This window comes from Pseudomonas sp. 2hn (assembly GCF_019646095.1).
Taxonomy (GTDB): Bacteria; Pseudomonadota; Gammaproteobacteria; order Pseudomonadales; family Pseudomonadaceae; genus Aquipseudomonas; species Aquipseudomonas peradeniyensis.
Genome location: NZ_CP081016.1, coordinates 4,118,820 through 4,144,234 on the forward strand (window position 1 = coordinate 4,118,820; position 25,415 = coordinate 4,144,234).

General features: G+C 64.4%; 23 protein-coding genes. 12 read left to right on the forward strand and 11 right to left on the reverse strand.

The genetic code is table 11. From position 1 onward, the window contains the following. Nucleotides 1–120: 120 nt before the first annotated feature. Nucleotides 121–291 (forward strand): PA1571 family protein, encoded by a 171-nt coding sequence (locus K2O50_RS18530; protein ID WP_177330833.1) that lies wholly within the window; start codon nucleotides 121–123, stop codon nucleotides 289–291. 63 nt (nucleotides 292–354) lie between these two features. On the opposite strand, the gene pdxB is transcribed toward K2O50_RS18530, so the two are convergent. The 3 genes from pdxB to rlmM form a co-directional block, all read right to left on the reverse strand. Beyond that, a complete protein-coding gene (gene pdxB, locus K2O50_RS18535) occupies nucleotides 355–1,497 on the reverse strand; it encodes a 4-phosphoerythronate dehydrogenase PdxB (RefSeq protein WP_050704813.1) in 1,143 nt (380 codons plus the stop codon). Between the two features lie 47 nt (nucleotides 1,498–1,544). After that, complete coding sequence (gene tusA, locus K2O50_RS18540; RefSeq protein WP_050704845.1) at nucleotides 1,545–1,787, reverse strand: sulfurtransferase TusA; 243 nt, start codon at nucleotides 1,785–1,787, stop codon at nucleotides 1,545–1,547. Between the two features lie 209 nt (nucleotides 1,788–1,996). Next, the gene (rlmM, locus tag K2O50_RS18545; protein ID WP_050704812.1) at nucleotides 1,997–3,061 is read right to left on the reverse strand and encodes a 23S rRNA (cytidine(2498)-2'-O)-methyltransferase RlmM; all 1,065 of its coding nucleotides are present in this window, start codon (nucleotides 3,059–3,061) and stop codon (nucleotides 1,997–1,999) included. A 219-nt stretch (nucleotides 3,062–3,280) separates the two neighbouring features. On the opposite strand from rlmM, the gene acnA reads away from it, so the two are divergent. The 3 genes from acnA (at nucleotide 3,281) to K2O50_RS18560 (ending at nucleotide 8,799) form a co-directional block, all read left to right on the forward strand. Then, complete coding sequence (gene acnA / locus K2O50_RS18550; protein ID WP_050704811.1) at nucleotides 3,281–6,022, forward strand: aconitate hydratase AcnA; 2,742 nt, start codon at nucleotides 3,281–3,283, stop codon at nucleotides 6,020–6,022. A gap of 234 nt (nucleotides 6,023–6,256) precedes the next feature. Then, nucleotides 6,257–7,033: a CPBP family intramembrane glutamic endopeptidase gene (locus K2O50_RS18555; RefSeq protein WP_050704810.1), complete on the forward strand. Its 777-nt coding sequence runs from the start codon at nucleotides 6,257–6,259 to the stop codon at nucleotides 7,031–7,033. Between the two features lie 200 nt (nucleotides 7,034–7,233). Beyond that, entirely contained in the window at nucleotides 7,234–8,799 is a 1,566-nt protein-coding gene (locus K2O50_RS18560; protein ID WP_050704809.1) for a PAS domain-containing methyl-accepting chemotaxis protein, read from the forward strand. A gap of 91 nt (nucleotides 8,800–8,890) precedes the next feature. On the opposite strand, the gene K2O50_RS18565 is transcribed toward K2O50_RS18560, so the two are convergent. The 4 genes from K2O50_RS18565 to K2O50_RS18580 form a co-directional block, all read right to left on the reverse strand. Further along, nucleotides 8,891–9,775 (reverse strand): pseudouridine synthase, encoded by an 885-nt coding sequence (locus K2O50_RS18565; RefSeq protein ID WP_050704808.1) that lies wholly within the window; start codon nucleotides 9,773–9,775, stop codon nucleotides 8,891–8,893. Between the two features lie 49 nt (nucleotides 9,776–9,824). Next, nucleotides 9,825–10,133, reverse strand: a complete 309-nt coding sequence (locus K2O50_RS18570; RefSeq protein WP_050704807.1) for a hypothetical protein — start codon at nucleotides 10,131–10,133, stop codon at nucleotides 9,825–9,827. Between the two features lie 68 nt (nucleotides 10,134–10,201). Next, entirely contained in the window at nucleotides 10,202–10,438 is a 237-nt protein-coding gene (locus tag K2O50_RS18575; protein WP_050704806.1) for a glutaredoxin family protein, read from the reverse strand. A 72-nt stretch (nucleotides 10,439–10,510) separates the two neighbouring features. Beyond that, entirely contained in the window at nucleotides 10,511–11,719 is a 1,209-nt protein-coding gene (locus K2O50_RS18580) for an ammonium transporter (RefSeq protein ID WP_050704844.1), read from the reverse strand. 304 nt (nucleotides 11,720–12,023) lie between these two features. Between K2O50_RS18580 and K2O50_RS18585 the strand changes: the two genes are divergently transcribed. The 6 genes from K2O50_RS18585 to K2O50_RS18610 all read left to right on the forward strand — a co-directional run bounded on the left by K2O50_RS18585 (nucleotide 12,024) and on the right by K2O50_RS18610 (nucleotide 18,991). Beyond that, nucleotides 12,024–12,335: a YqjD family protein gene (locus K2O50_RS18585; RefSeq protein ID WP_050704805.1), complete on the forward strand. Its 312-nt coding sequence runs from the start codon at nucleotides 12,024–12,026 to the stop codon at nucleotides 12,333–12,335. Nucleotides 12,336–12,344: 9 nt separating this feature from the next. Beyond that, entirely contained in the window at nucleotides 12,345–12,719 is a 375-nt protein-coding gene (locus K2O50_RS18590) for a phage holin family protein (RefSeq protein ID WP_050704804.1), read from the forward strand. Beyond that, nucleotides 12,716–13,045 carry a hypothetical protein gene (locus K2O50_RS18595; RefSeq protein ID WP_050704803.1) on the forward strand — a complete coding sequence of 110 codons (330 nt, stop codon included), beginning with the start codon at nucleotides 12,716–12,718 and terminating at the stop codon, nucleotides 13,043–13,045. The genes K2O50_RS18590 and K2O50_RS18595 overlap by 4 nt, the downstream gene beginning before the upstream one ends. 78 nt (nucleotides 13,046–13,123) lie before the next feature. After that, nucleotides 13,124–14,455 carry a deoxyguanosinetriphosphate triphosphohydrolase gene (locus tag K2O50_RS18600; protein WP_050704802.1) on the forward strand — a complete coding sequence of 444 codons (1,332 nt, stop codon included), beginning with the start codon at nucleotides 13,124–13,126 and terminating at the stop codon, nucleotides 14,453–14,455. 281 nt (nucleotides 14,456–14,736) lie between these two features. Beyond that, the gene (locus K2O50_RS18605; RefSeq protein WP_050704801.1) at nucleotides 14,737–15,357 is read left to right on the forward strand and encodes a response regulator transcription factor; all 621 of its coding nucleotides are present in this window, start codon (nucleotides 14,737–14,739) and stop codon (nucleotides 15,355–15,357) included. 7 nt (nucleotides 15,358–15,364) lie between these two features. Then, on the forward strand, nucleotides 15,365–18,991 hold the full coding sequence (locus K2O50_RS18610; RefSeq protein WP_050704843.1) for a transporter substrate-binding domain-containing protein: 3,627 nt from the start codon (nucleotides 15,365–15,367) through the stop codon (nucleotides 18,989–18,991). Nucleotides 18,992–19,021: 30 nt separating this feature from the next. On the opposite strand, the gene K2O50_RS18615 is transcribed toward K2O50_RS18610, so the two are convergent. Then, nucleotides 19,022–19,366: a YggL family protein gene (locus K2O50_RS18615; protein WP_050704800.1), complete on the reverse strand. Its 345-nt coding sequence runs from the start codon at nucleotides 19,364–19,366 to the stop codon at nucleotides 19,022–19,024. A 186-nt stretch (nucleotides 19,367–19,552) separates the two neighbouring features. Here K2O50_RS18615 and dacB point away from each other — a divergent pair, with 186 nt between their 5' ends. Then, nucleotides 19,553–21,016: a D-alanyl-D-alanine carboxypeptidase/D-alanyl-D-alanine-endopeptidase gene (gene dacB, locus K2O50_RS18620; protein WP_050704799.1), complete on the forward strand. Its 1,464-nt coding sequence runs from the start codon at nucleotides 19,553–19,555 to the stop codon at nucleotides 21,014–21,016. A gap of 801 nt (nucleotides 21,017–21,817) precedes the next feature. Further along, a complete protein-coding gene (locus K2O50_RS18625; protein ID WP_050707629.1) occupies nucleotides 21,818–22,843 on the forward strand; it encodes an IS110 family transposase in 1,026 nt (341 codons plus the stop codon). Between the two features lie 549 nt (nucleotides 22,844–23,392). Here the strand turns inward: K2O50_RS18625 and K2O50_RS18630 are convergent. From K2O50_RS18630 to K2O50_RS18640, 3 genes are read right to left on the reverse strand one after another with little or no spacing between them, the layout of a single operon-like run. After that, complete coding sequence (locus tag K2O50_RS18630; RefSeq protein WP_050704798.1) at nucleotides 23,393–24,202, reverse strand: OmpA family protein; 810 nt, start codon at nucleotides 24,200–24,202, stop codon at nucleotides 23,393–23,395. After that, on the reverse strand, nucleotides 24,199–24,552 hold the full coding sequence (locus tag K2O50_RS18635; protein WP_050704797.1) for a DUF4398 domain-containing protein: 354 nt from the start codon (nucleotides 24,550–24,552) through the stop codon (nucleotides 24,199–24,201). Before K2O50_RS18635 ends, K2O50_RS18630 begins: the two co-directional genes overlap by 4 nt. Nucleotides 24,553–24,561: 9 nt before the next feature. Further along, entirely contained in the window at nucleotides 24,562–25,383 is an 822-nt protein-coding gene (locus K2O50_RS18640) for an ABC transporter substrate-binding protein (protein WP_050704796.1), read from the reverse strand. Nucleotides 25,384–25,415 lie beyond the last annotated feature (32 nt).

Sequence of the window (25,415 nt, forward strand, 5' to 3'; positions counted from 1 at the left end):
GCGACTGGAGGTTTACCGCCGTTTCTGTTGGACTGATCCGGCATGACGCCGAAGAAACTGTCACAGACCAGTCACGGCGAAGCGCTACCTTGAGCTTGAACCTGAAAGAGGAGACAGGACATGAGCTTGCAGCATACCGATACGCCCAAGAACCAGAACCGTCCGCAACCTCAGGTCTGCGGCTCGATCATCGATGCCCAGGGCCGCGAGGTCCCGATTACCGAGCAGATGATCCAGAAGGCCTGCAAGGACCTGGAAGAGAGCCGGGTCAAGAAAGTCGGCAAGGCCTGACCCCCGAATTGCGTGCAACCCGGCGCTCGCGCCGGGTTTTTATTGCCCTGCCTTTCTGCGTCCTCAGGCCAGCACCGCGCCCAATGCACTGACCAGCTGCGCCAATTGGGGTACTTCCCCGCGTATGCGCACCGGCAATCCCTCGATTTCACGCCTTACCGGGTAGTGCTTGCGCAGCAGGTCGAACGCCGCACGCTGTTCGGCCGGATCTTCGCTGAGGCTGCGACGGAAATCCGCATCGTCACGACGTGGGTCGTAGACCGCCCGGCACAGGGTGGCCAATGCCCATGCCGGATCCGCGCTCGAGTCAAACGCGATCTGTGCAAGGCACGGCGCCGGCAGCAGGTCGGCCAGGCGCACCTGCTCGGGCTCGCCGCGCCAGCGGCAGAAGGCCTGGTAGATCTGCGCCGTGCCCCGCTGCTTGCCGTCCAGGCTGTAGCCGGCAATATGCGGCGTGGCCAGGGTGCACAGGTCGGCCAGCTGCAGGTCCACCTGCGGTTCGCCCTCCCACACATCCAGCACCGCGTGCAGATCCTCACGATCCAACAGCAATTCGCGCAGGGCTGCGTTGTCCACCACCGGGCCGCGGCTGGCGTTGATCAGCCAGGCGCCGGCACGCAGGCGCGCCAGGCGCTGCTGGTCGAGCAGGTGCCAGGTCGGGTGCTCGCCGCCGCGTTGCAGCGGCGTGTGCAGGCTGATCACGTCGCACTGTTCGAGGATCGTCTGAAGGTCGACAAAGTCGCCGCCCTCGTTGGCATGGCGCACCGGGTCGCACACCAGCACCTTCCAGCCCAGGCCATGCAGCACTCGCACCAGGCGCCCACCGACCTCGCCGGCGCCGACCACGCCATAGACCCGCTTGCCCAGGTCAACGCCTTCGAGTTCGGCCAGGGTCAGCAGGCTGCCCAGCACGTAGTCCACCACGCCACGGGCGTTGCAGCCCGGCGCGCTGCTCCAGTGGATACCGGCTTGGGTGAAGTACTCGAGGTCAAGGTGATCGGTGCCAATGGTGCAGGTGCCGACAAAACGCACCCGGCTGCCTTCGAGCAGTTGCCGGTCGACGCGGGTCACCGAGCGCACCAACAGGACGTCGGCGTCCTTGACGCAGGCGGCGTCGATGGCCCGGCCGGGGTAACGGCGGATCTCGCCGAAACCGGCGAAGAAGGCATCGAGCAGCGGGATATTCTCGTCGGCAACTATCAGCATGGCGCTCTCCTGTCAGGGGAGCGCAGTGTAGCGCGATCGCAGGCGGCTCAGTCGGCCTTCTTGCGGATCCAGTACAGGTAGGTGCCGGCCTCTTCCTGCTGGCCTAGCAGCTCGTGGCCGAGGAAGATGCAGAACTTGGGAATGTCGCGACGGGTCGACGGATCGGTGGCGATCACCTTGAGCACGCCGCCGCCGGCCAGCTCGCGCACGTGCTTGTGCAGCATCATCACCGGCTCCGGGCAGTTCAGGCCGGTGGCGTCGAGGATCGCGTCGTGGGTGAAATCGGTCATGTAGGGCTCCGCAAAATGATCGTCATTGTGGCGCATCCGTCGAGGTGCTCCAAGGGCTGAGAACCGAAGCCCCCTGTAGGAGCGGCCTTGTGCCGCGAAAGGGCTGCAGAGCAGCCCCGGCAATTTCTGCTTTCACGCTGAAATCCTGGGGCCGCTTTGCGGCCCTTTCGCGGCACAAGGCCGCTCCTACAGTGGCCGGGCAAACCCGTTTAACGCGGTTTCAGGTCCAGCCGGCGCAGGTGGCAGGTCACTTCCTCGCGGTCGTGATACAGCTGCTTGCAGGCGATCGACACCTTGACCTTGCGCGCTTTGAAGCCTTCCTCGATCCGGTCGAGCAACTTGCGCACCTCGGCGTGACGCTGCTTCATCGGCAGCTTCAGGTTGACCACCGCCTCGCGGCACAGTCCTTCGCCCAGCCAGGTCTCGATCAGCGACGCGGTGCGCGCCGGCTTCTCGACGATATCGCAGACCATCCAGTCCACGGTCTGTTTCGGCTTCCAGGTAAAGCCGTCGGCCATCAGGTGGGTGACCAGGCCGGTGTCCATCAGGCTTTCGGCCATCGGCCCGTTGTCGATGGCGGTCACCAGCATGCCGCGCTTGACCAGCTGGTAGGTCCAGCCGCCGGGGGCGGCGCCCAGGTCGACGCCGGTCATGTCGTCGTTCAGGCGCTGGTCCCACTGCTCGCGGGGGATGAACTGGTGCCAGGCCTCCTCGAGCTTGAGGGTCGAGCGGCTGGGGGCCTCGCGGGGGAACTTCAGGCGCGGTATGCCCATCGGCCAGAGCGCCGAATTGTCGGCCTCGGCCAGCCCCAGGAACACCCGCCGGCCACTGATGAAGGTCAGCAGCAGGCGCGGCCGCCGGGCGTCGTCCACCAGCCGCCCGGCCTTTTCCAGGGCCTTGCGCAGCGGCACCTCGAACTTGCGGCAGAAGGTCGACAGCTCCTTGCCATCGTTGCTGTCGAGCACTTCCAGCCACAGGCTGCCGCACACCGGCAGCCCGGCCAGGTGCTCGAGCAGCACGCTGATGCGGTCGGTCTCCGGCAGCTCGACATAGGCGCCGCGGGCCCACTGGCGCGGGAAGATCAGCTGCGAAAAGCGCAGCGTCTGCATCATGCGTTCGGCGCCGTCCGCCTCGCTGCAGACGAACTCGGCGCAAGCGCTCTGCGGCTTGCCCTTGGCATAGCCGGCCACGCCCAGGTGGGCGGCATGTTCGCTGATTTCGGCGCAGACCTCGCCCTCGAAGCCGGGCCGGCAATGCATGAACAGGGTATTCATTTCTCACTCCACATCACTGGCGCAGACGGCGCCAGGGCGGCGAATGATAAAGGAAGATCGGAACCGACGACACGCCCCATCGGTCCAGAAAAGGGTCAGGCCAGGCAAACCGGTCTAACCTGACTGTTCAGCCAGGTCCGTGCCGTGCGGACCGGTCCAGAGCGGTGACACCGGCGAGCGACCCGCAATCGCCGGGCACCGGAGCACAAGGAGTTGTAAATGCCCTCGCTCGATAGCCTGAAAACCCTCAAGACCCTCCAGGTGGCCGACCGCGCCTACCACTATTTCAGCCTGCCCGACGCCGCGCGCCAGCTCGGCGACCTGCAGCGCCTGCCCATGTCGCTGAAAGTGCTGCTGGAAAACCTGCTGCGCTGGGAAGACGGCAAGACCGTCACCGGCGACGACCTGCGCGCCCTGGCCCAGTGGCTGCAGGAGCGCCGCTCCGACCGCGAGATCCAGTACCGCCCGGCGCGGGTGCTGATGCAGGACTTCACCGGCGTGCCGGCGGTGGTCGACCTGGCCGCCATGCGCGCGGCGATGGCCAAGGCCGGCGGCGACCCGCAGCGGATCAACCCGTTGTCGCCGGTAGACCTGGTGATCGACCACTCGGTGATGGTCGACCGCTACGCCAGCCCCAGCGCCTTCGCCCAGAACGTCGACATCGAGATGCAGCGCAACGGCGAGCGCTACGCCTTCCTGCGCTGGGGCCAGAGCGCCTTCGACAACTTCCGCGTGGTACCGCCGGGCACCGGCATCTGCCACCAGGTCAACCTCGAGTACCTGGGGCGCACCGTGTGGACCCGTGAAGCGGACGGGCGCACCTACGCCTTCCCCGACACCCTGGTCGGCACCGACTCGCACACCACCATGATCAACGGCCTGGGCGTGCTCGGCTGGGGCGTCGGTGGTATCGAGGCGGAGGCTGCGATGCTCGGCCAGCCGGTGTCGATGCTGATCCCCGAGGTGATCGGCTTCAAGCTCACCGGCAAGCTGCGCGAGGGCATCACCGCCACCGACCTGGTGCTGACGGTGACGCAGATGCTGCGCAAGAAGGGCGTGGTGGGCAAGTTCGTCGAGTTCTACGGCGACGGCCTGGCCGACCTGCCGCTGGCCGACCGCGCCACCATCGCCAACATGGCCCCTGAGTACGGCGCCACCTGCGGTTTCTTCCCGGTGGACCAAGTGACCCTGGACTACCTGCGCCTGTCCGGGCGCCCCGAGGAGGCCGTGCAACTGGTCGAGGCCTACAGCAAGGCCCAGGGCCTGTGGCGCCTGCCGGGCCAGGAGCCGCTGTTCAGCGACACCCTGGCGCTGGACATGAACGACGTCGAAGCCAGCCTCGCCGGGCCCAAGCGCCCGCAGGACCGGGTCGCCCTGGGCCAGGTCGCCCAGGCCTTCGACCATTTCATCGAGCTGCAGCCCAAGCCGCTGGCCAAGGAGGTCGGCCGCCTGGAAAGCGAAGGCGGCGGCGGTGTGGCGGTGGGCAATGCCGACCAGGCCGGCGAGATCGACTACAGCCACGCCGGCCAGACCCACACCTTGCGCGACGGCGCCGTGGTGATCGCCGCCATCACTTCCTGCACCAACACCTCCAACCCCAGCGTGATGATGGCCGCAGGGCTGGTGGCGAAAAAAGCCGTGGAGAAGGGCCTGACCCGCAAGCCCTGGGTCAAGAGCTCGCTGGCCCCAGGCTCCAAGGTGGTGACGGACTACTTCAAGGCTGCCGGCCTCACGCCTTACCTGGATCAGCTCGGTTTCGACCTGGTCGGCTATGGCTGCACCACCTGCATCGGCAACTCCGGCCCCCTGGACGAGGCGATCGAGAAGGCCATCGGCAGCGCCGACCTCACCGTGGCTTCGGTACTGTCGGGCAACCGCAACTTCGAAGGCCGGGTGCACCCTCTGGTCAAGACCAACTGGCTGGCCTCGCCGCCGCTGGTGGTGGCCTATGCCCTGGCCGGCAGCGTGCGCCTGGACCTGACCCAGGACGCCCTGGGCACCGGCAAGGACGGCAAGCCCGTGTACCTGCGCGATATCTGGCCAAGCCAGCAAGAGATCGCCGAGGCCGTGCGCAATGTCGACACGCGCATGTTCCACAAGGAATACGCCGAAGTGTTTGCCGGCGACACCCAGTGGCAGGCCATCGAGGTGCCCCAGGCGGCCACCTATGTCTGGCAGGACGACTCCACCTATATCCAGCACCCGCCGTTCTTCGACGACATCGCTGGTCCATTGCCGGAAATCGGCGAAATCCACGGCGCGCGCATCCTTGCCCTGCTCGGCGACTCGGTGACCACCGACCATATCTCTCCGGCCGGCAACATCAAGGCCGACAGCCCGGCCGGCCGCTACTTGCGCGACAAGGGCGTGGAACCACGGGACTTCAACTCCTACGGCTCACGGCGCGGCAACCATGAGGTGATGATGCGCGGCACCTTCGCCAATATCCGCATCCGCAACGAAATGCTCGGTGGCGAGGAAGGCGGCAACACCCTGTACGTGCCCAGCGGTGAAAAGATGTCGATCTACGATGCCGCCATGCGCTACCAGCAGGATGGCACGCCGCTGGTGGTGATTGCCGGGCAGGAATACGGCACCGGCTCCAGCCGCGACTGGGCGGCCAAGGGCACCAACCTGCTGGGGGTCAAGGCGGTGCTGGCGGAGAGCTTCGAGCGCATCCACCGCTCCAACCTGGTGGGCATGGGCGTGCTGCCCTTGCAGTTCAAGGCCGGCGACGACCGCAAGCGCCTTGGGCTGACCGGCAAGGAACGCATCGATGTGCTGGGCCTTGGCGGCGCGCAGATCCGCCCGGGCATGAGCCTGCCGGTGCGCATTACCCGCGAGGACGGACGCCAGGAGCAGATCGAGGTGCTGTGCCGGATCGATACCCTCAATGAGGTGGAGTACTTCAAGTCGGGGGGGATCCTGCATTATGTGCTGCGGCAATTGATCGCGGAGTAAAGCGGGCTTTGCTGTAAGTTTGCCTGAAGCTTGCTGGGGCTGCTGCGCAGCCCTTTCGCGGCACAAGGCCGCTCCTACAGGGGAACGCGATCTCTTGTAGGAGCGGCCTTGTGCCGCGAAAGGACTGCAACGCGGTCCCGGCATTACCCGCCCAAGCGCACAAACATCCAGGTGTCCTGAAGGCCATGGTGTAAGTCCTACCCTCCTCGGATTCACCGGCACTAAGGAAATGTCATGCCTCTTCCCCACTGGATCGCCCTGATCCTGCTCGCTCTCGGCTATGCGATCGCCCTGACCTACGGCAGCCTCGGCCTCACCGCCCTGCCCGCCTTGCTTGCCCTGCTGTGCAGTGCATTGCTCGCCCGCCGTCCGGTGCGCTGGCAACAAAGCCTCGGCCACCTGCTGTTCATCCTCCTCGCCCTCGCCCTGGCCCTGCACTGGCTACCCGGCTTCCACAGCGCCAAGGTGATCGACAAGGCCGTGCTCAGCGACGGCTCCGTGCCTTTCTCGATGTATCTGAACCTGGACAAGCCCCTGATCGGCCTGTGGTTGCTGCTGGCCTGCCCGTGGCTGGTCATGCTGCGCCCACGCGGCCTGCTGCCGGGCCTGGCGCTGACCCTGCCCTTGACCTTGCTCGCCTGCCTGGGCGGCGCCTGGGCCCTGGGCATGCTGGCCTGGGCACCGAAATGGCCGGACCAGGCCTGGCTGTGGCTGCTGAACAACCTGCTGCTGGTGAGCCTGACCGAGGAACTGCTGTTCCGCGGCTATATCCAGGGCGGCCTGCAACGTCTGTTCAGGCATGAAGGGCTGGCGTTGCTGGTGGCCGCGCTGTTGTTCGGCCTCGCGCACCTCGCCGCTGGCTGGCAGTGGTTCTACCTGGCCACCCTGGCCGGGGTGGGGTATGGTCTGGCCTATCGCCATGGTGGACTGGCGGCGGCGGTGCTCTGCCACACCTGCGTCAACCTGGCGCACTTTGCCGCTTTCAGCTACCCGATGCTGGCCCCGAATTGAACAATCGGTCATGATCAGACCTGATCGTCATCATTTATAAAGAAAACTGCAATATTGGCGGCAACGGCTGCGATCAGGTGGGCTGCATTAGCTCAGCCGCACTGATGGCACCTTGCCCCAGATCAAGCCAGTTAAATATTCATTCAATAAAACCAGAGGCTTGCCGATACCCGTCGAAAGCCTTGCGGATTGAACAGCCAATGCGTAACAACCAGCCGATTACCCAGAGAGAACGGACTTTCCCTGCCCAGCAGCGGTTGATTTCCACCACCAACGCCAAGGGCGTGATCACCTACTGCAACGATGCCTTCATCGAGATCAGCGGTTTTTCCCGCGAGGAACTGATGGGCGCGCCGCACAACCTGGTGCGCCACCCCGATGTACCGCCGGCCGTGTTCGCCCACATGTGGCAGACCCTCAAGCAAGGCCTGCCGTGGATGGGCATCGTCAAGAACCGCTGCAAGTCGGGCGACCACTACTGGGTCAATGCCTACGTCACGCCGATCTTCGACAGCAACCAGGTGGTCGGCTACGAGTCGGTGCGGGTCAAGCCCACCGCCGAGCAGATCCGCCGCGCCGAAGCGCTGTACCAGCGCATCAACCAGGGCCGCTCGGCCATCCCGAAACGTGACAAGTGGCTGCCGGTGCTGCAGGACTGGCTGCCGTTCATCCTGGTCAGCCAGATCGGCTTCCTGATCGGCAACTGGCTCGGCCATTCCTGGGGCTTCGCCCTGGCCGCCGGCCTGTCGGTGCCGCTCGGCCTGCTCGGCCTGAGCTGGCAGCAGCGCGGCCTCAAGCGCCTGCTGCGCCTGGCCGAACAGACCACCTCCGACCCGCTGATCGCGCAGATGTACACCGACAGCCGCGGTGTCCAGGCACGCCTGGAAATGGCCATGCTCAGCCAGGACGCACGGATGAAGACCTGCCTGACCCGCCTGCAGGACAGCGCCGAGCAGCTCAGCGACCAGGCCCGCCAGTCCGACGCCCTCGCCCACCAGAGCTCGTCGGGCCTGGAGCGCCAGCGGGTGGAGACCGAGCAGGTCGCCGCCGCCGTCAACCAGATGGCCGCCACCACCCAGGAAGTGGCCAACCATGTCCAGCGTACCGCCGACGCCACCCAGGAAGCCAACCGCCTGACCAGCCAGGGCCGCAACATCGCCGGCGAAACCCGTGACGCCATCGAGCGGCTGTCCGCCGCCGTGGGCGAGACCGGGCTGACCGTCACCCAGTTGGCCAAGGACAGCGACGAGATCGGCGGCGTGGTCGATGTGATCAAGGGCATTGCCGACCAGACCAACCTGCTGGCGCTCAATGCCGCCATCGAAGCGGCGCGCGCCGGGGAGATGGGCCGTGGCTTTGCCGTGGTCGCCGACGAGGTCCGTCAGCTGGCCCAGCGCACCGCCGAATCCACCGGGCAGATCCACACCCTGATCGCCAAGCTGCAACAAACCGCCAACAACGCGGTGCAGACCATGGAGACCGGCCACCGCCAGGCCCAGGAAGGTGTCGAGCGGGTCATGCAGGCCGACCAGGCGCTGGTGGGCATCAGCGAGGCCGTGGCCAACATCACCGACATGGCGACCCAGATCGCCGCCGCCACCGAAGAGCAGAGCGCGGTGGCCGAGGAGATCAGCCGCAACATCAGCACCATCGCCGACCTGGCCGACCAGACCTCCGGCCAGGCCCAGCGCTCGGCGCTGCTCAGCGAAGAGCTGACCAGCACGGCGGGTACCCAGTACTCGCTGGTGGAGCGCTTCAACCGCTGAAATCGGTAGGCGTCATCGCGGGGCAAACCCTCTCCCACAAGTCCTGTGCATAGCGCCAGGCCAGTGGGAGCGGGCTTGCCCCGCGATGCTTTTACCAGTCGAGCGTCAGCCGGCTCTCGAAATAACGCACCTCACCCGTCAATGGATCCTCGAAGCGCAGGCTATGGGCCAGCAGCTTGAGCGGCCGTGCGTAATCATCCTGCTCGTTGACCAGCTGCGGGTAAAACGGATCGTTGCAGATCCCCGCGCCCAACGCCGCCATGTGCACGCGCAACTGGTGGGTCTTGCCGGTAACCGGTGACAGGCCATAGCGCCACAGCTCGCCATTCTTCTCCAGCACACAGGCGTGGGTTTCACTGTTGTCGGCCCCTTGCACCTCATGCATGCGGAAGAACGGCTCGCCATGCACCAAACGGCTGCGGTGCACCAACGGGTAGTCATGCTGCGGCATGGCCGCGGCGATGGCCTGGTAGTGCTTGTCGATGCGCCGCTCAGGGAACAGGCGCTGATAGGCGCCACGGCTCTGCGGGTTGGCGGAAAACAGCACCAGCCCGGCAGTGTGCCGGTCGATGCGGTGCAGCGGCACCAGGTGCGGGTTGTCCAGACGCCGGATCAGCCGGCGCAGCAGCGTCTGTTCGACGTACTCGCCGGTGGGGGTGACAGGCAGGAAGTGCGGCTTGTCCGCCACCACCAGGTGCTCGTCGACATGCAGGATCTCTTCCTGCACCGGGATCACTTTCTCGTTGGGCACTTCACGGAAATAGTGCAAGCGCATGCCTCGCCGATAGTGCGTATCCGCCGCAATGGGCTGGCCATCGGCATTCAACACCCGGCCCCGGGCGAAGCGGTCGAGCCATTGCTCACGCGTGATGCCCTTGAAATGATCGCACAGGCAGTCGAGCACGTTTGCCCAGGGCCCCGGAGGCAGGCATACGGTACTGGCTTGCTGGTGGGCGGGGTCGAAAGGCGTGGTCATCGTCGGGCTCGGTTCTGCGGGGCTGGCATTATCCCCCAGCTCGCGCCCCTCAACCAGCCTCGCTGGCCGGTTCGCAACGCGCCTTGAGCCAGCGCAGCACCTGCACCGCGTCCCAGCGCCCCGGATCGTAGAGGGCGTAGCTCAGGCCCTGGTAGCCCACCACATCCAGCGGACGGTGGAAGCCGGCGCGCTGGAACAGCGCCTCGATCTCGGCGAAACAGGTGTTGAAATGCACCTTGCCGAACGGCGTGCGCTCGTCGGTGACGATGCCGTCGAGGCGCAATTCCAGCACGGCCTCGCACACACGCTCGGGAGCCATGTGATTGATGCTGTACTTGAGTTGCTCGACATTGAGCATGGCTTCACCTCGGATACTGTATTTATATACAGCATACGGAGCGACCCACCCGCTCGTCAATGCACGGTTCAGCCGAGGAAGGCCACTACCTGCTCGGCATCGAACGGCCAGCCCAGCTCGGCGCCGGTATCGCAACGGCGCAGCACCGGGATGCTCAGCCCGTAGCGTTCGAACAGCGCCTCGCTGTCGGCGATATCGACCAGCTCGACCAGCAGGCCGTGCTCGACGAACGGCATCAGCACAGCCTCGGCCACTTCGCACAGGTGGCACCCCACGGTGCCGAACAACTGGGTTTCAGGGAGCATGCAGACATCCGTAATTCGCATGAATGGATGCTCATTCTAGGTCCGTCCCCGCCAACGCGCACCTGACCTGGCTCAATCCTGGCTGGTGGCGCCGATCCGATGCACGGCCAGGTCCGCTCCCTGGAACTCCTCCTCATGGCTCAGGCGCAGACCATGCAGCGCCTTGATCAGGCCATACACGGCAAAACCGCCGGCCAGCGCCACCAGCACGCCCGCCAGGCTCCCCAGCAACTGGCTGACCAGGCTGACGCCACCCAACCCGCCCAGGGCAGCCTGGCCGAACACGCCGCAGGCGATGCCGCCCCATACGCCACACACGCCGTGCAATGGCCACACGCCCAGCACGTCGTCGATCTTCCAGCGGTTCTGCGCGGCGGTGAAGCACCAGACGAACAGGCCACCGGCCACCAGCCCGGTGACCAGCGCGCCCACCGGATGCATCAGGTCGGAGCCCGCACACACCGCCACCAGGCCGGCCAGTGGGCCGTTGTGCAGGAAGCCCGGGTCGTTGCGCCCGGCCAGCAGGGCCGACAGCGTGCCGCCGACCATGGCCATCAACGAGTTGATCGCCACCAGCCCGCTCACCCCCTGCAGGGTCTGCGCGCTCATGACGTTGAAGCCGAACCAGCCGATGATCAGGATCCACGAGCCCAGCGCCAGGAACGGAATACTCGACGGCGCGAACGCCACCAGGCGCCCCTCGCGGTAGCGGCCACGGCGCGCGCCTAGCAGCAGTACCGCCGCCAGCGCCAGCCAGCCGCCCATGGCGTGCACCACCACGGACCCGGCAAAATCATGGAACGGCGCGCCGAAACGCGCCTGCAACCAGGCCTGCAGGCCGAAGTTGCCATTCCACACCACGCCTTCGAAGAACGGGTAGATGAGCGCCACGATCAATGCCGTCGCGCACAGTTGCGGCGCAAAGCGCGCGCGCTCGGCGATACCGCCGGAGATGATCGCCGGAATGGCCGCGGCGAAGGTCAGCAGGAAGAAGCACTTGACCAGCGCATAGCCGTGATCGCTGGCCAGCGTCGCCGCCGGCTGCAGGAAGCTCACGCCATAGGCGACCCAATAGCCGATGAAGAAATACACCAGGGCCGAGATGGCGAAGTCGCTGAGGATCTTCGACAGGGCGTTGACCTGATTCTTGTGCCGCACCGTGCCGACCTCGAGAAAGGCGAACCCCGCGTGCATGGCCAGGACCAGGATCGCGCCCATGAGGATGAACAAGGTGTTGGAGCCATGGACCAGGGAGTCCATCGCGCTGTGCATGTTTTCCATGAAGAGGCAGACCTGCAAAAAGGCACCAGGACAGTTCAAGAACCGGCATCCATGCACCGGATCGGTGCCAGGCCCCTGCCCCGTTTCGGTGAGCCGGGCGGCGCCTGCGTGGTTTTTTCTTGGGTTTGTCGTGGATTGGGTTAAGGTTTAGCAGTATCCGCAGCGCTGGCGCATGGTTTCGGCGCAAGCCTCGGCGGACACGCACCGCTTTTTAGCAAGCGCTGTACCAACACATCCCGCTGAACCTTCCGCGCCACCGATCACTCGAAATAGCCAGTACACATCCACAGGGAGAGGCCCATCCATGGCCAGCAAATCGGCAAAGACTGCACAGGAAATTTTAATGGCTGACTTCCAGGCCCTGGTCCGCGACACCGAGAAGCTGCTCGCCGACACCGCCAACCTGGCCGGCGACCAGGCCGACGAACTGCGCGAGCAGATCCACGAACGCCTGGTGCAGGCCCGTGAGACCTTGCAGTTGACCCAGGACTCGGTGCGCGCCCGCGGCCAGGCGGCCCTCGGCAGCGCCGAGGAGTACGTGCAGGCGAACCCGTGGCAAGCCATCGGCATCGCCGCCGGCGTCGGCCTGCTGATCGGCCTGCTGGCCAAGCGCTGAGGAGCCGGCATGGACAACGACGCCATCGGCACGGGCGCCTCCGGTCGGCGCCTGGGCGCGGCCATATTGGGCCTGCTGCACAGCCATATCGAGCTGTTCGGCATCGAGTTGCAGGAGCAGAAGGCCCGCACCCTCAGCCTGCTGTTGTTCGCGGGCCTGGCCCTTGTGTTCGCCCTGCTGCTGCTGACCGCGCTGTCGGGCCTGCTGCTGGTGCTGCTGTGGGACAGCTACCGGCTGGCCGGGATCATCGGCCTGTGCGTGTTCTACGGGCTCGCCGCGCTGTACTGCGGCCTGCGCCTGAAAGCCGCGGTGTTCGATGAATCCTCGCCGTTCAACGCCACCCTCGAGGAATTGGCCAAGAATCGGGAGCGCCTGTTGCCATGAGCCTGCCCGAACTGCCCAACACCCGTAACCCACGTGAGCTGCGCAAGGCCCTGCTGCGCCTGCGCATGGAAATGCACCGCCAGGAAATCCGCCACGAGTCCGGCCAGTTGCTCGAACCGGTCCGCCGCCTGCGCGGCATGGGCAGCTCGTTCGGCGAGGGCCTGGGGGTCAAGCACGGCTCGCTGTGGGGCATCGGCGCCGTCGTCGCCCTGGGTTTTCTCACCGGCAAGGGCGTGCGCAGCGGCAACCTGACGCGCCTGGTACGCCTGGGCACCAGCCTGGTGCCGCTGATCCGCCTGTTCCTCGGCAACAGCCGCCGCCCCTGAGATCACGGCGCGCCTGACGCTTGCACGGGCGCGCCGGACGCAGGAAGCTATCCCTACTCTACGATGGGAGATCACGCCTTGGACTGGCACACCCTGCTGACCCGCGAACGACTGGGCAAGGCCCTCTACAGCCCCGAGGAACTCGGCCGCAGTCCGTTCCACAAGGACCACGACCGCATCATCTTCTCCGGCGCCTTCCGCCGCCTGGGGCGCAAGACCCAGGTGCACCCCGTATCCAGCAACGACCATATCCACACCCGCCTGACCCACTCCCTGGAGGTCAGCTGCGTCGGCCGCTCGCTGGGCATGCGCGTCGGCGAGACCCTGCGCGAGCAACTGCCGGCCTGGTGCGAGCCCAGCGACCTGGGGATGATCGTGCAGTCAGCCTGCCTGGCCCACGACATCGGCAACCCGCCGTTCGGCCATTCCGGCGAGGACGCCATCCGCCACTGGTTCCAGCAGGCCGCCGGGCGCGGCTGGCTGGATGACATGAGCGATGACCAGCGTACCGACTTCCTCAACTTCGAAGGCAACGCCCAGGGCTTTCGCGTACTCACCCAGCTCGAATACCACCAGTTCGACGGCGGCATGCGCCTGACCTATGCCACCCTTGGCGCCTACCTCAAGTACCCGTGGGCGGCACGCCACGCCGACGCCCTGGGCTACAAGAAACACAAGTTCGGCTGCTACCAGAGCGAACTGGGGCTGCTCGAGCAGATCGCCGGCAAACTGGGCCTGCCGCAGCTGGAGCACCAGCGCTGGGCCCGTCACCCCCTGGTGTACCTGATGGAGGCCGCCGACGACATCTGCTACGCCCTGATCGACCTCGAGGACGGGCTGGAGATGGACCTGCTGCAATACGCCGAGGTCGAGGCACTGCTGCTGGACCTGGTGGGCGACGACCTGCCGGAAACCTATCGCCTGCTGGGGCCCGGCGAATCACGTCGACGCAAGCTGGCGATCCTGCGCGGCAAGGCCATCGAGCACCTGACCAACGCCGCCGCCCAGGCTTTCGTCGAACAGCAGCAGGCCCTGCTCGCAGGCAGCCTGGCAGGCGACCTGGTCGAGCACATGCACGGCCCGGCGCAACGCTGCGTGCTGCAGGCCAAGGACATGGCGCGCAAGAAGATCTTCCAGGACAAGCGCAAGACCCTGCACGAGATCGGCGCCTACACGACCCTGGAGATCCTGCTCAATACCTTCTGCGGTGCGGCCCTGGAACAGCATGGCGGGCGTACCCCATCGTTCAAGAGCCGGCGGGTGCTGGACCTGATCGGCAACAACGCCCCCGACCCGCATGGTTCGCTGCACGACGCCTTCCTGCGCATGATCGACTTCATCGCCGGCATGACCGACAGCTACGCCAGTGAAATGGCTCTGGAAATGACCGGGCGTTCCAGTCCGAAATAAGGGCGGACGGGGGTGGCAGGCGCCTGTTTGCCACCCACGTTTAATACGCATGAAATTTCCCACGTAATGTCGATATCCAATAAACACGCTCACCACGCAAACCCACAAAAACGATCAAACCCTGACAATTCCCTCTCAATATCTACATCACTCGTAGCAATGTTTCGCCAACACTGTAAGTAAATTCCTATATCCCGGTTTTGGCAGCTACTTCCCTGCCCGTCGACATTCAACTGAGCTAATGTGCCGGCTGCCTTCACGCGCCGCATGGAATGTTGAATATGCACTCAGTCTTTATAGTTGATGACCATCCCGTCATACGTTTGGCGATACGGATGTTGCTGGAAAACCAGGGATACAAGGTGGTCGGGGAATCGGACAACGGCGTGGACGCCATGCAGTTGATCCGCGAGACTCCGCCGGACCTGGTCATCCTCGACATCAGCATTCCCAAGCTCGATGGCCTGGAGATGCTCTCGCGCCTGCAGGCCATGGCCATCCCGCTGAAGGTCCTGGTGCTCACAGCCCAATCGCCGGCCCTGTTCGCCGTGCGCTGCATGCACTCCGGCGCGGCCGGGTACGTGTGCAAGCAGGAAGACCTCAGCGAACTGCTCAGCGCGATCAAGGCCGTACTGTCCGGTTACAACTATTTCCCCAGCCAGGCACTCAATCCACCGCCGACGGGCAGCAACCAGGAGCTGGAACTGTTCCGCCAGGTCAATGATCGGGAACTCATGGTCCTGCAACTTTTTGCCCAGGGGCGCAGCAACAAGGAGATCGCCAAGGGCATGTTTCTCAGCAACAAGACCGTCAGCACTTACAAGAAACGTCTCATGCACAAGTTGCGCGCCAGCACTTTGGTGGAATTGATCGACGTCGCCAAACGCAACGCGCTGGTTTGAGGTCATGATGTGGAGGTGCATCGTTACATCGCTGCTGTGCCTGGGCATGCCGCTGCAAGGTGCCGGCGTGACCGTCGACACGGGGCGAACCTACACCCTGCTCAGCCGTTCGGCGCCGGCATCGGTCCAGCCCGGCCTGACACCGGCCCAGCGCGACTGGCTCGCGCAACGCCGGGAACTGGTGCTGGGCACCTCGGCCCCTGACTACCCGCCGTTCGACATCGCCACGGGCGGGCGCGAATACCAGGGGCTGACGGCCGACTACGCCGGCCTGATCGGCAGCGCCCTGGGCCTGCCAGTGCGGGTGCAGCGCTTTCCCAGCCGGCCGGCGGCGGTCGCCGCGCTCAAGAGTGGGCATATCGACCTGCTGGGCAGCGCCAACGGCTACGAAGCGGTGACCCAGGGCCTGGCACTGTCGCGGCCCTACGCCATCGACCAACCGGTGCTGGTGACCCGCGAGGATGAAACCCGGGCGTTGGACACGGGCCTGACGGGCATGCGCCTGAGCATGCTGTATCACTACCTGCCGCCCGGGGAGATTCACGCCAACTACCCCAAGGCCGAGCTGCTGACCTTCGAATCGTCCACCCAGGCGCTGAATGCCGTGGCCTTCGAGCAGGCCGACGTGTTCATCGGCGATACCATTTCCACCCACTACCTCATCAGCCAGGGGCACCTGCCGCACCTGCGCATGGCCAACTTCGGCAAGCACGAAGCCGTGGGTTTCAGCTTCGCCATGCGCGAGGACGCGCTCACTCTCCAGTCCCTGGTGGACGCCGCCCTCGACGCCCAGCCCAACACCACCCGCAACGATATCTTCAAGCGCTGGAGTGCCAGCAGCGGTAGCCTGCTGACCGATCGCAAGCTGCAGTTGTCGGCGCGCGAGGAACAGTGGCTGAGCGAGCATCCGATCATGCGCGTGGTGGTCAACGACACCGCCGCGCCCCTGACCTTCTTCGACAACAATGACCGCCTGCGCGGCATCGTCGCCGACCTGCTCGAACTCATCCGCCTGCGCACCGGCCTGCGCTTCGAGATCCGCCGCGCCAGTGGCGATGGCGACATGATCGACCAGCTCGAGTCCGGCCGCGCCGATATCATCGCCAGCCTCTCCACCGACGCCCGTCGCGGCAGCGCGCTGCAGGTCAGCCGCCCGTACCTTGAAAGCGCCTACGTGCTGGTCAGCCACACCGGCGACGACCAGCCCAACAGCCTCAAGCAACTCAAGGGCAAACGCGTCGCCGTGCCCCGCGACAGCAGCGTGGCCGCCCTGCTCGCGGCACGTCACCCACGGATTCACCAGGTCGCCACCGAAAGCACCTACTACTCCATGGTGCTGCTCGGCAGCGGCGCGGTGGATGCGGCGATCGCCACCCTGATCGACGCCAACCACATGCTCGCCACCAGCAACAACCTGGTGATCCGCAGCACCGTGGGCACGGAACCGGCAGCCTTCGCCATGGCGACCGCCGCGGGTGCCAGCGAACTGGCGGCGATCCTCGACAAGGCGCTGTTGAGCATTTCGCCGGAGGAACTGGGGGTGATCAACAGCCGTTGGCGCGACCATGGCCTGCGTGACGACGCCTACTGGCGCAGCTACCGTCGGCTGATCCTTCAGGTGGCGGGGGGTATCGCGGTGCTGCTGGTCCTCGCACTGGTGTGGAATGCCCGGCTGCGCCGTCAGATCAAGCAGCGCCAGCGGGCCGAACGAGCACTCAACGACCAGCTGGAATTCATGGGTGCGCTGCTCAATGGCACGCCCCATCCGATGTATGTCCGCGACCGTGACGGGCGCCTGCAAAGCTGCAACGACAGCTACCTGCAGGCCGTTGGCGCCAGTCTCGAGGAAGTCCTGGGCAAGAGCCTGGACGAAGCCCCCTTCAGCGACTGCGACTATACCCGCCAGGTCCAGGACGACTACCAGCGGGTGATGGCCCAGGGCAAGCCCTTGATCCTCGATCGCCCCCTGCGCCTGCGTGACCGTGAGCTGACGATCTATCACTGGATCCTGCCCTACCGCGACTCGCTGGGCGAGATGCAGGGCATCATCGGTGGCTGGATCGATATCAGCGAACGCCGCAATCTGGTCCAGGACCTGCGCCTGGCCAAGCAACAGGCCGATGACGCCAATCGGGCCAAGAGCACCTTCCTGGCCACCATCAGCCATGAGATCCGCACGCCGATGAACGCCCTCATCGGCATGCTGGAACTGGCCCTCAAGCGCGCCGACCAGGGCAAGCTGGACCGCCCCGCGCTGGAAGTCGCCCATCATTCGGCCAGCGACCTGCTGGGGTTGATCGGCGACATCCTGGATATCGCCCGGATCGAATCCGGGCAAATGTCCCTGGCCCCCGAGCCTGTAGACCTCGCGGCCCTGGTCGAGTCGGTCGGCCGCGTGTTCGATGGCCTGGCACGGCACAAGGGCCTGGTGCTGGATGTGGTGATTGCCCGCGAGGCCCGCTGCCATGCGATGCTCGATCCGCTGCGTTTCAAGCAGGTGCTGTCGAACCTGGTGAGCAATGCGATCAAGTTCACCGAACAAGGTCAGGTACGCATCAGCGTCCGCCTGCGCAACGACGGCGAGCCGGCGGTGCCGACCCTCGACCTGGAGGTGCGCGACAGCGGCATAGGGATCCACGAACAGGACCTGCAACGCCTGTTCTCGCCCTTCGTGCAGGCCAACCCCTACAGCGATGGCGCCCGGGCCGGCACCGGGCTGGGCCTGGTCATCAGCCGCGACCTGTGCGCGATGATGGGCGGTGAACTCACCCTGCAAAGCCTGCAGGGCGTAGGCACCCGCGTGCGCCTGGTGATGCCGCTGCAATGCATCGAGCCGGTGGCAGCCTTGCCACGACCGGCCACTGAAATCCTCCAGCCCGACCGGCAACTGCGCATACTGGTGATCGACGACCACCCGGCCAACCTGTTGCTGATGGCCCAGCAACTGAACTACCTGGGCCTGAGCCAGGAAAGCGCCGAGGACGGATGCGAGGGGCTGCGCAAATGGCGCGAAGGCTGTTTCGACGTGCTGATCGTTGATTGCAACATGCCGCAGATGAATGGCTACCAACTGGCCAGGGCCGTGCGCATGGAAGAACGCCTGCACGAGCGACCACCCTGCACCATCCTCGGCTACACCGCCAACGCCCAGCCCGAGGTGCGCCAGCAGTGCCTCGACGCCGGCATGGACGACTGCCTGCTCAAACCCATAGGCCTGCAAGTGCTGGGGCAGCGACTGAACGCGATTGCGCGGCTTGCCCGCCAGGCTGACAAGCGCCATACGCCAGCAGTGCCTTTTGACCTCGACGGTCTTTCAGCGATCGTCGGCGACAACCTCGCCGACCGCGACCGTATCCTCGACACCCTGCTGCTGAGCCTGCGCCAGGACCTGCAGGTGCTGATGGCCATCGACCCGAGGCACGAAAGCGCCGAGCTGGCATTACAAGCACACAAGATCCTCAGCGCGGGAAGGATGCTGGATGCACAGGCATTGATCGAGGCGTGCGAGGCACTGGAGGAGACGGGCCTGCCCCAGGCTGAGCTTAAGCGGCGCCGCCAGGCGCTGGCGCGGCATATGCGCCGCGTGGAGAAAGCCCTGGCCAGGCAGCGGGAGCGCCTGGCCGAAGCCGGATGAGGGCGGTACAGGGCGTACCGCCGACATTCATCAGGAAGCCGGGTTGACCGGTTTTTCCGGGTACCAGGCGTCCAGCAGCGGGCTGACTTCGATATTGGTCAGTTCGCTGCGGCCCTTGAGCCAGGCTTCGACAGCGGCGCGCTGTTCTTCGTTGACCGAACCACGGGTGGCCTTGCAGACCAGGCCGAAGTCGTCGCCACCGACGTAATCCAGGCCGTTGGCATCCATGGCTTCAGCCAGGAAGGCGTCGAGGAAGGCATCGATGGCTTCATCGGACAGGTCTTCCTTGAAGCCCAGGTTCAGTTCGAAACCCAGCTCCTGGAATTCGTCCACGCACAGTTTCTTGCGCAGGCGACGGGAACGGTTGGTAGCCATGAAACAATCCTCTCAATTAATTACGCGCGGCACTTTACCAGTTTCCGCTGCCTAACGGCGCTTTTCCGTCGAATGAAGCCCATGCACGTTCTGCTTGGGGCATAATGCGCGCTACATTTTGTCCTGGGGCCATCACCTCCTACAGCCCCGTTGTCTTTTTCCCTCGCCTGCAGGGTTTGTCCATTTATGATCAAGACGCTCCGCCCACTGCTGCTCGCCGGCCTGTTCCTGCCCCTGTCGCTGTCCGTGCAGGCCGCCACCGTCAACACCAGCCTGCCGCCTAAGGTGCAGCAGGCGCTCAAGACCAACAAACTGCAGGATTCGGCCCTGTCGCTGGTCATGCTGCCGCTGGACGGCCCGGGCACGGCGACCGTGTTCAACGCCGACGTGTCGGTCAACCCGGCCTCGACCATGAAGCTGGTCACCACCTATGCCGCGCTGGAACTGCTGGGCCCGACTTTCCAGTGGAAAACCGAGTTCTACACCGACGGCACCCTGAGCAACGGCGTGCTGAACGGCAACCTGTACCTCAAAGGCGGCGGCGACCCCAAGCTGAACATGGAAAAGCTCTGGCTGCTGATGCGCGACCTGCGCGCCAATGGTGTGCGCACCGTGACCGGCGACCTGGCCCTGGACCGCAGTCACTTCGTGCAACCCAACCTGCCACAGTTCGATGACGACGGCGGCGACGAGAACAAACCGTTCCTGGTCAAGCCCGACTCGCTGCTGGTCAACCTCAAGGCCTTGCGCTTCGTTGCCCGTAACGACGGTGGCAAGGTCAACGTCTCGGTCGAGCCACCGATCGCCAGCATCCGCATCGACAACCAGGTCAAGGCCGTGGCCGGCAAGCAGTGCACCGGCGAGGTGCGCTACAACCCGGTAGTCCAGCCGGACGGTGTCAGCGTGACGGTCAGTGGCCAGCTCGCCGACGGCTGCAACTCGCAGACCTACCTGTCGCTGCTGGATCACCCGACCTACGCGGCCGGTGCCGTGCGGGCGATCTGGAACGAGCTGGGCGGCAGCATCCAGGGCCGCGACCGCATCGAGAACGTGCCCAAGAGCGCCCGCCTGCTGGCCCGCGCCTTCTCGCCGGACCTGGTGGAAGTCATCCGCGACATCAACAAATACAGCAACAACACCATGGCGCAGCAGCTGTTCCTGAGCCTTGGCGCGCAGTTCCGTACCGACGCCGACGGCGACGATGCCCGTGCCGCCCAGCGCGTAGTGCGCCAGTGGATGGCGAAGAAAGGCATCACCTCGCCGCACCTGGTGATGGAGAACGGCTCGGGGCTGTCCCGTGCCGAGCGGGTCAGCACCCGCGAGATGGCGGCGCTGTTGCAGGCGGCCTGGAAGAGCCCTTACGCGGCCGAGTTCATCAGCTCGATGCCGCTGGTGGGGATGGACGGCACCATGCGCAAGCGGCTCAAGCGCACGGCCATGACCGGTGAAGGGCACATCAAGACCGGGACCCTCAATACCGTGCGGGCGATTGCCGGGTTCAGCCGGGACAGTAACGGGCACACCTGGGCGGTGGCGGCCATTCTCAATGATCCAAAGCCTTGGGGGGCTTCGCAGGTTCTCGATCAGGTGTTGCTGGATCTTTATCGGCAGCCTAAGGCGGGGAATGGGACTGTTGGGGTGATGCCTTGATTTGATTCGGCTTGGGCTTTCAGGGGGTTGGTTTTGATGGATGTAAGCGCATTCGTTGGCGATGGTGACGCATAGTCACCTTTTCGCCCTTACGGCGAGTTCCTTTTTGAAGGATCAAAAAGGAACCAAAAAATCCTCGCTCCATTCATCCGGCCCCTACGCTTCGCTTCGGGGTTCCCTCGCTCCGTTCTTGCTCCCGGGAGGACCGCGCTGAACGCCCCATCCTGGGGCGCAGCGCTTGACGGCCATCCTTGGCCGTCACCTCCCTCCGCAAGAACTCCGCTCGGCCTACTGAAGTCGCAATTGGTGGCGCCTGGACTATCGCGCGCTTAGAAGCAAGAGCAAGAGCAAGAAATGCGAATTCAGTTGTTTGACAGTTAATTATGTATTGACTGTTCCGGCCCTTTCGCGGGGCAAGCCCGCTCCTACAGAGTCATATATAACGGCGACTATTGCGTGGGAGCGGGCTTGCCCCGCGATGCGATCGAAAGATTAATTAAGCTGCAACTAGCGACAGCTGCGCAAGTCCAGGCGCCGCTCGTAACTTCGCGACTTCAGGAGGCCGAACGCAGGTCTTGCGAAGGGAGGTGACGGGCATGGATGCCCGTCAAGCGCTGGGGCCCAGGATGGGCCCTGCAGCGCGGTCCTCCCGGGAGCAAGGCCGGAGTGAGGGAACCCGGAGCGAAGCGCAGGGCCGGATGAATGGAGCGAGGATTTTTTGGTGACTTAATGAGATGGTCACCCCGGCACCCTGCGAGGCGTACGCTTTCGCAGGGTGTTTTTTCTTCGGAGACCGTCATCATGAGCACCGTGACACTGATCGGCATCGACATCGGCAAACATACCTTCCACCTGCATGCCCAGGACAAGTTCGGCAAAGAGGTATCGCGCAAGAAGTGCTCAAGGCTGCAGATGATGCGGTTTCTGGCCAATCATCCTCCCTGCACGGTGGTGATGGAGGCCTGTGCCGGTTCGCACTATCTGGCTCGAGAACTCACGGCGATGGGGCATGAAGCCAAGCTGATCTCGCCTCAGTTTGTTAAGCCTTTCGTCAAGAGCAACAAAAACGACTTCGTTGATGCGCAAGCCATCTGCGAAGCTGCTTCCCGGCCTTCCATGCGCTTTGTGACGCCAAAATCGCCTGAGCAGCAAACGCTCTCTGTTTCTCATCGGATGCGTGAATCATTGATCCGCGACCGAACCAAGACGGTGAACCAGATGCATGGGTTCCTGCTCGAATTCGGCGTCAGCCTGCCGACCGGACTGGCAGTGGTCAAACGCCTCGCTTCTGTGCTTGAAGAGCACGACTTGCCTGTACGTCTTGTCGCATTGTTGCAGCGGCTACATGAGCATTTCGTCTACCTGAGCGAGCAGATCAAGTTGTTGGACGAAGAGCTGGTGAGCCAGCTGACTGACGATGATCTGGGTAGTCGTTTGCTGAGTATTCCGTGTGTCGGACCGATCACCGCCAGCCTGCTGGCTGTGGAAATGGGCGATGGCCAGCAATACGGCAGTAGCCGGGACTTTGCGGCCTCTGTAGGTCTGGTGCCCCGTCAGTACAGTACCGGTGGCAGACAGAATTTGCTGGGGATTAGCAAGCGCGGCGACAAGAACCTTCGACGCTTGCTGGTGCAATGCGCACGGGTTTACCTGATGCGTTTGAAGTACCAGAAAGGCCCATTAGCCGATTGGGTGCGCTCACTGCTCGCTCGACGTCACTCCAACGTGGTGGCCTGCGCGTTGGCCAACAAACTGGCACGCATCGCTTGGGCCATTACCACTCGGCACACGCAATATAAAACGGAGCCAGGCGCCATGAACGCCTGACCCCGTAGTGCTGCACCGTGTTTCACCATCAGGTTTTGCGATAGCTGTACAACAGATGAAACAAACGGCCGATCGGCCTGACGATGATCCTGGGATCAAAAATGGCTCTTGGAAGCCGCTTACTTTTTAAGGATTGTCAGGTGCGAACGCTCATCGTGGCGCGGGCGGATACGAGCCCATCAGACGCCGGATAGATTTACGCAAGCCATCCATTTCATCTGATGAACAGTATTGCAGAAAACGGGGTGACCATAGATTTTGATCCTTCAAAAAGTTACCCGCCGTAAGGGCGGAAAGGTGACTAAGCGTCGACATCGCAAATGAATGCACATACAACCCTAAACACCAACTAAAACAACCAAACAACCAAACAACCAAAATCAAGATCAAGATCAAGATCAAGATCAAGATCAAGATCAAGAGAAACGAAGTAGTAGCTAGCCGGTTGGCAATGATTTGACTGGATGAGTCCTATCGCGCTCAAACCCGCTTCTACAAGTTAGGTATAACTTCTTGTAGGAACGGGCTTGCTCGAAATCAAAACAGAACTCAACGCGCTGGCGCGAGTTTGCCCTTGTCATCGGAGAAGACGATCTCGACCCGACGATTCTGCGCCCTGCCCCGCTCCGAGGCGTTGGCCTCCACCGGATACTGGTCGCCATACCCCTCGACCTGGATACGCTTCTCATCTACCCCCAGATCGACCAGCATGTCGGCGACCGACTGGGCGCGATCACGGGACAGCTTGAGGTTCTCTTCCGCAGCACCAGTGCTATCGGTATAACCCTCGATCCGCACCACCCGCCGCGGATTGAGCTGAAGGAACTGCACCAGCTTAAGTACAGTACGGCTGGCCGAATTCTTCAGGTCGGCCTGGCCGGTATCGAACAGCACGTCACCCAGAGTCATCACCAGGCCACGATCGGTCTGCTCCGACGCCAGCGCGACAATCTGCGCCTCGACGAACTTGCCCTGCTGCTGGACGCTGGCCAACTTGGCCTCGCGCAGCGCCAACTGCAGGCGCTGGCGCTCCAGATCAAGCTTGGCCAGACGCTCCTGATTCAACGCCAGCTTGGTATGCTCACTGGCAATCTCGCTGTAGCGCTGGCTCAGGTAGGCGTAATGACGGACATCACTGCCAGTGCCGACATAACCTGCCAGACGCTCCGCACGGGCCAACGACTCGCCGGCGCGGATCACATCGCGAGGCGCACTGCGCAGCACATCGGAATCGTCCTTGACCTTCTGGAACGCGGCACTGGCATCATCCAGCGCCGACTCGCTGCGCTGGCTGGCGCAACCCTGCAAACCGACCAGGGCCAGCAAGGCCAAGGCCGCCATGGGCTTGAGGCGCTTCATGGCTGCACCTCCAGCTGCTTGCGCAGGCGCTTGATCCGCGACTGCATCGCCTGCAGCTGCTCCTCGCTCTTCTGGTTCAGCACCCGTGCCTCGGCCAGGCGCGCATCGAGCTCGGCCTGCTCGGCGCGCATGCGCGCATCGCGGTGGCTTTCGCCGAGCATGTTGCTCTTGGCCCGGGCCAGCTTGTCTTCGGCCAGCTTGAACTCCGGCACCTGCTCATTGGCACCGACCGCCTTGGCCTGCTCCAGCGCCTGTTCCGACAGGCGCAGCTGTTCATTGGGTGCCGGGTCGTTGGCACAGCCGGCCAGGCCAAGCACGGCCAGGGCGAGCATCAAGGGTTGGATTCTCACTCACGCTTCCTACTGTTTGGGGGCACCCTGCGACGCCTGCATCTGCGCCTTCCAACGCTCGACATTGCGCTGCAGCACAGCTTCGCTCGCCCCGGAGATCGGCAATTCTGTCAGTTTTTTCGCCAGTTGTCCGCGCAACCAGCTGTCGTTGCACGCCGAATTGTGCGAGACCGCCAGGTACAACCCCGGACGGTCCACCGGCAAGCCCCGGGCGATGAGGTCGTTGCCCACGCCCAGGCTCTGTGCCATGGCCATGCCCGAGTAGCGCCCGGCCAACACATAGTCGACCTGGCCGAGCACCAGCTTCTGGAAGGCCTGCGTCAGGTTCTGCGCAGGCTCCAGCTTAAGCTGCGTCTTGGCGAAGGCGTCGAAAGCCGGGGTCAGGCGGGCCTTTTCGGAAAGGGCACCCTGGTATTGGGCGAGGTCGGCCGGGCCATCGAACACCAGAGTCGCGTCGTGGCGGGTCCAGACCAGGTATTCATTGAGCTGCAGGGCCGGATGGATGTAATCCAGGCTGGTCAGCTGGGTGACCTGCATCGGCGTGTCGAGCAGCAGGTCCATGCGCCCGCTGCGCACCTCTTCCAGGGCCTGCTCGCGCCTGCCTGCGTGCAGCACCTCGACCTTCACCCCAAGCTCGGCCGCCACCTGGCGCAGCAGGTCGACATTGGCGCCGATCAGGTGTTTCGGGTCTTGCGGGTCCTGCCAGGAGTACGGCGGCGCATCCGGGCTGCCGGTAGCCACCAGACGCTCGCACTTGCCCAGCGCCAAGGCCTGCGTCGACAACAGCACCAGCGCACAGGCCAGCCCTCCCTTGCTCCAGCGAAACGCCATGCAACCTCTCCCCGCCCCTGAAAAAACCATGA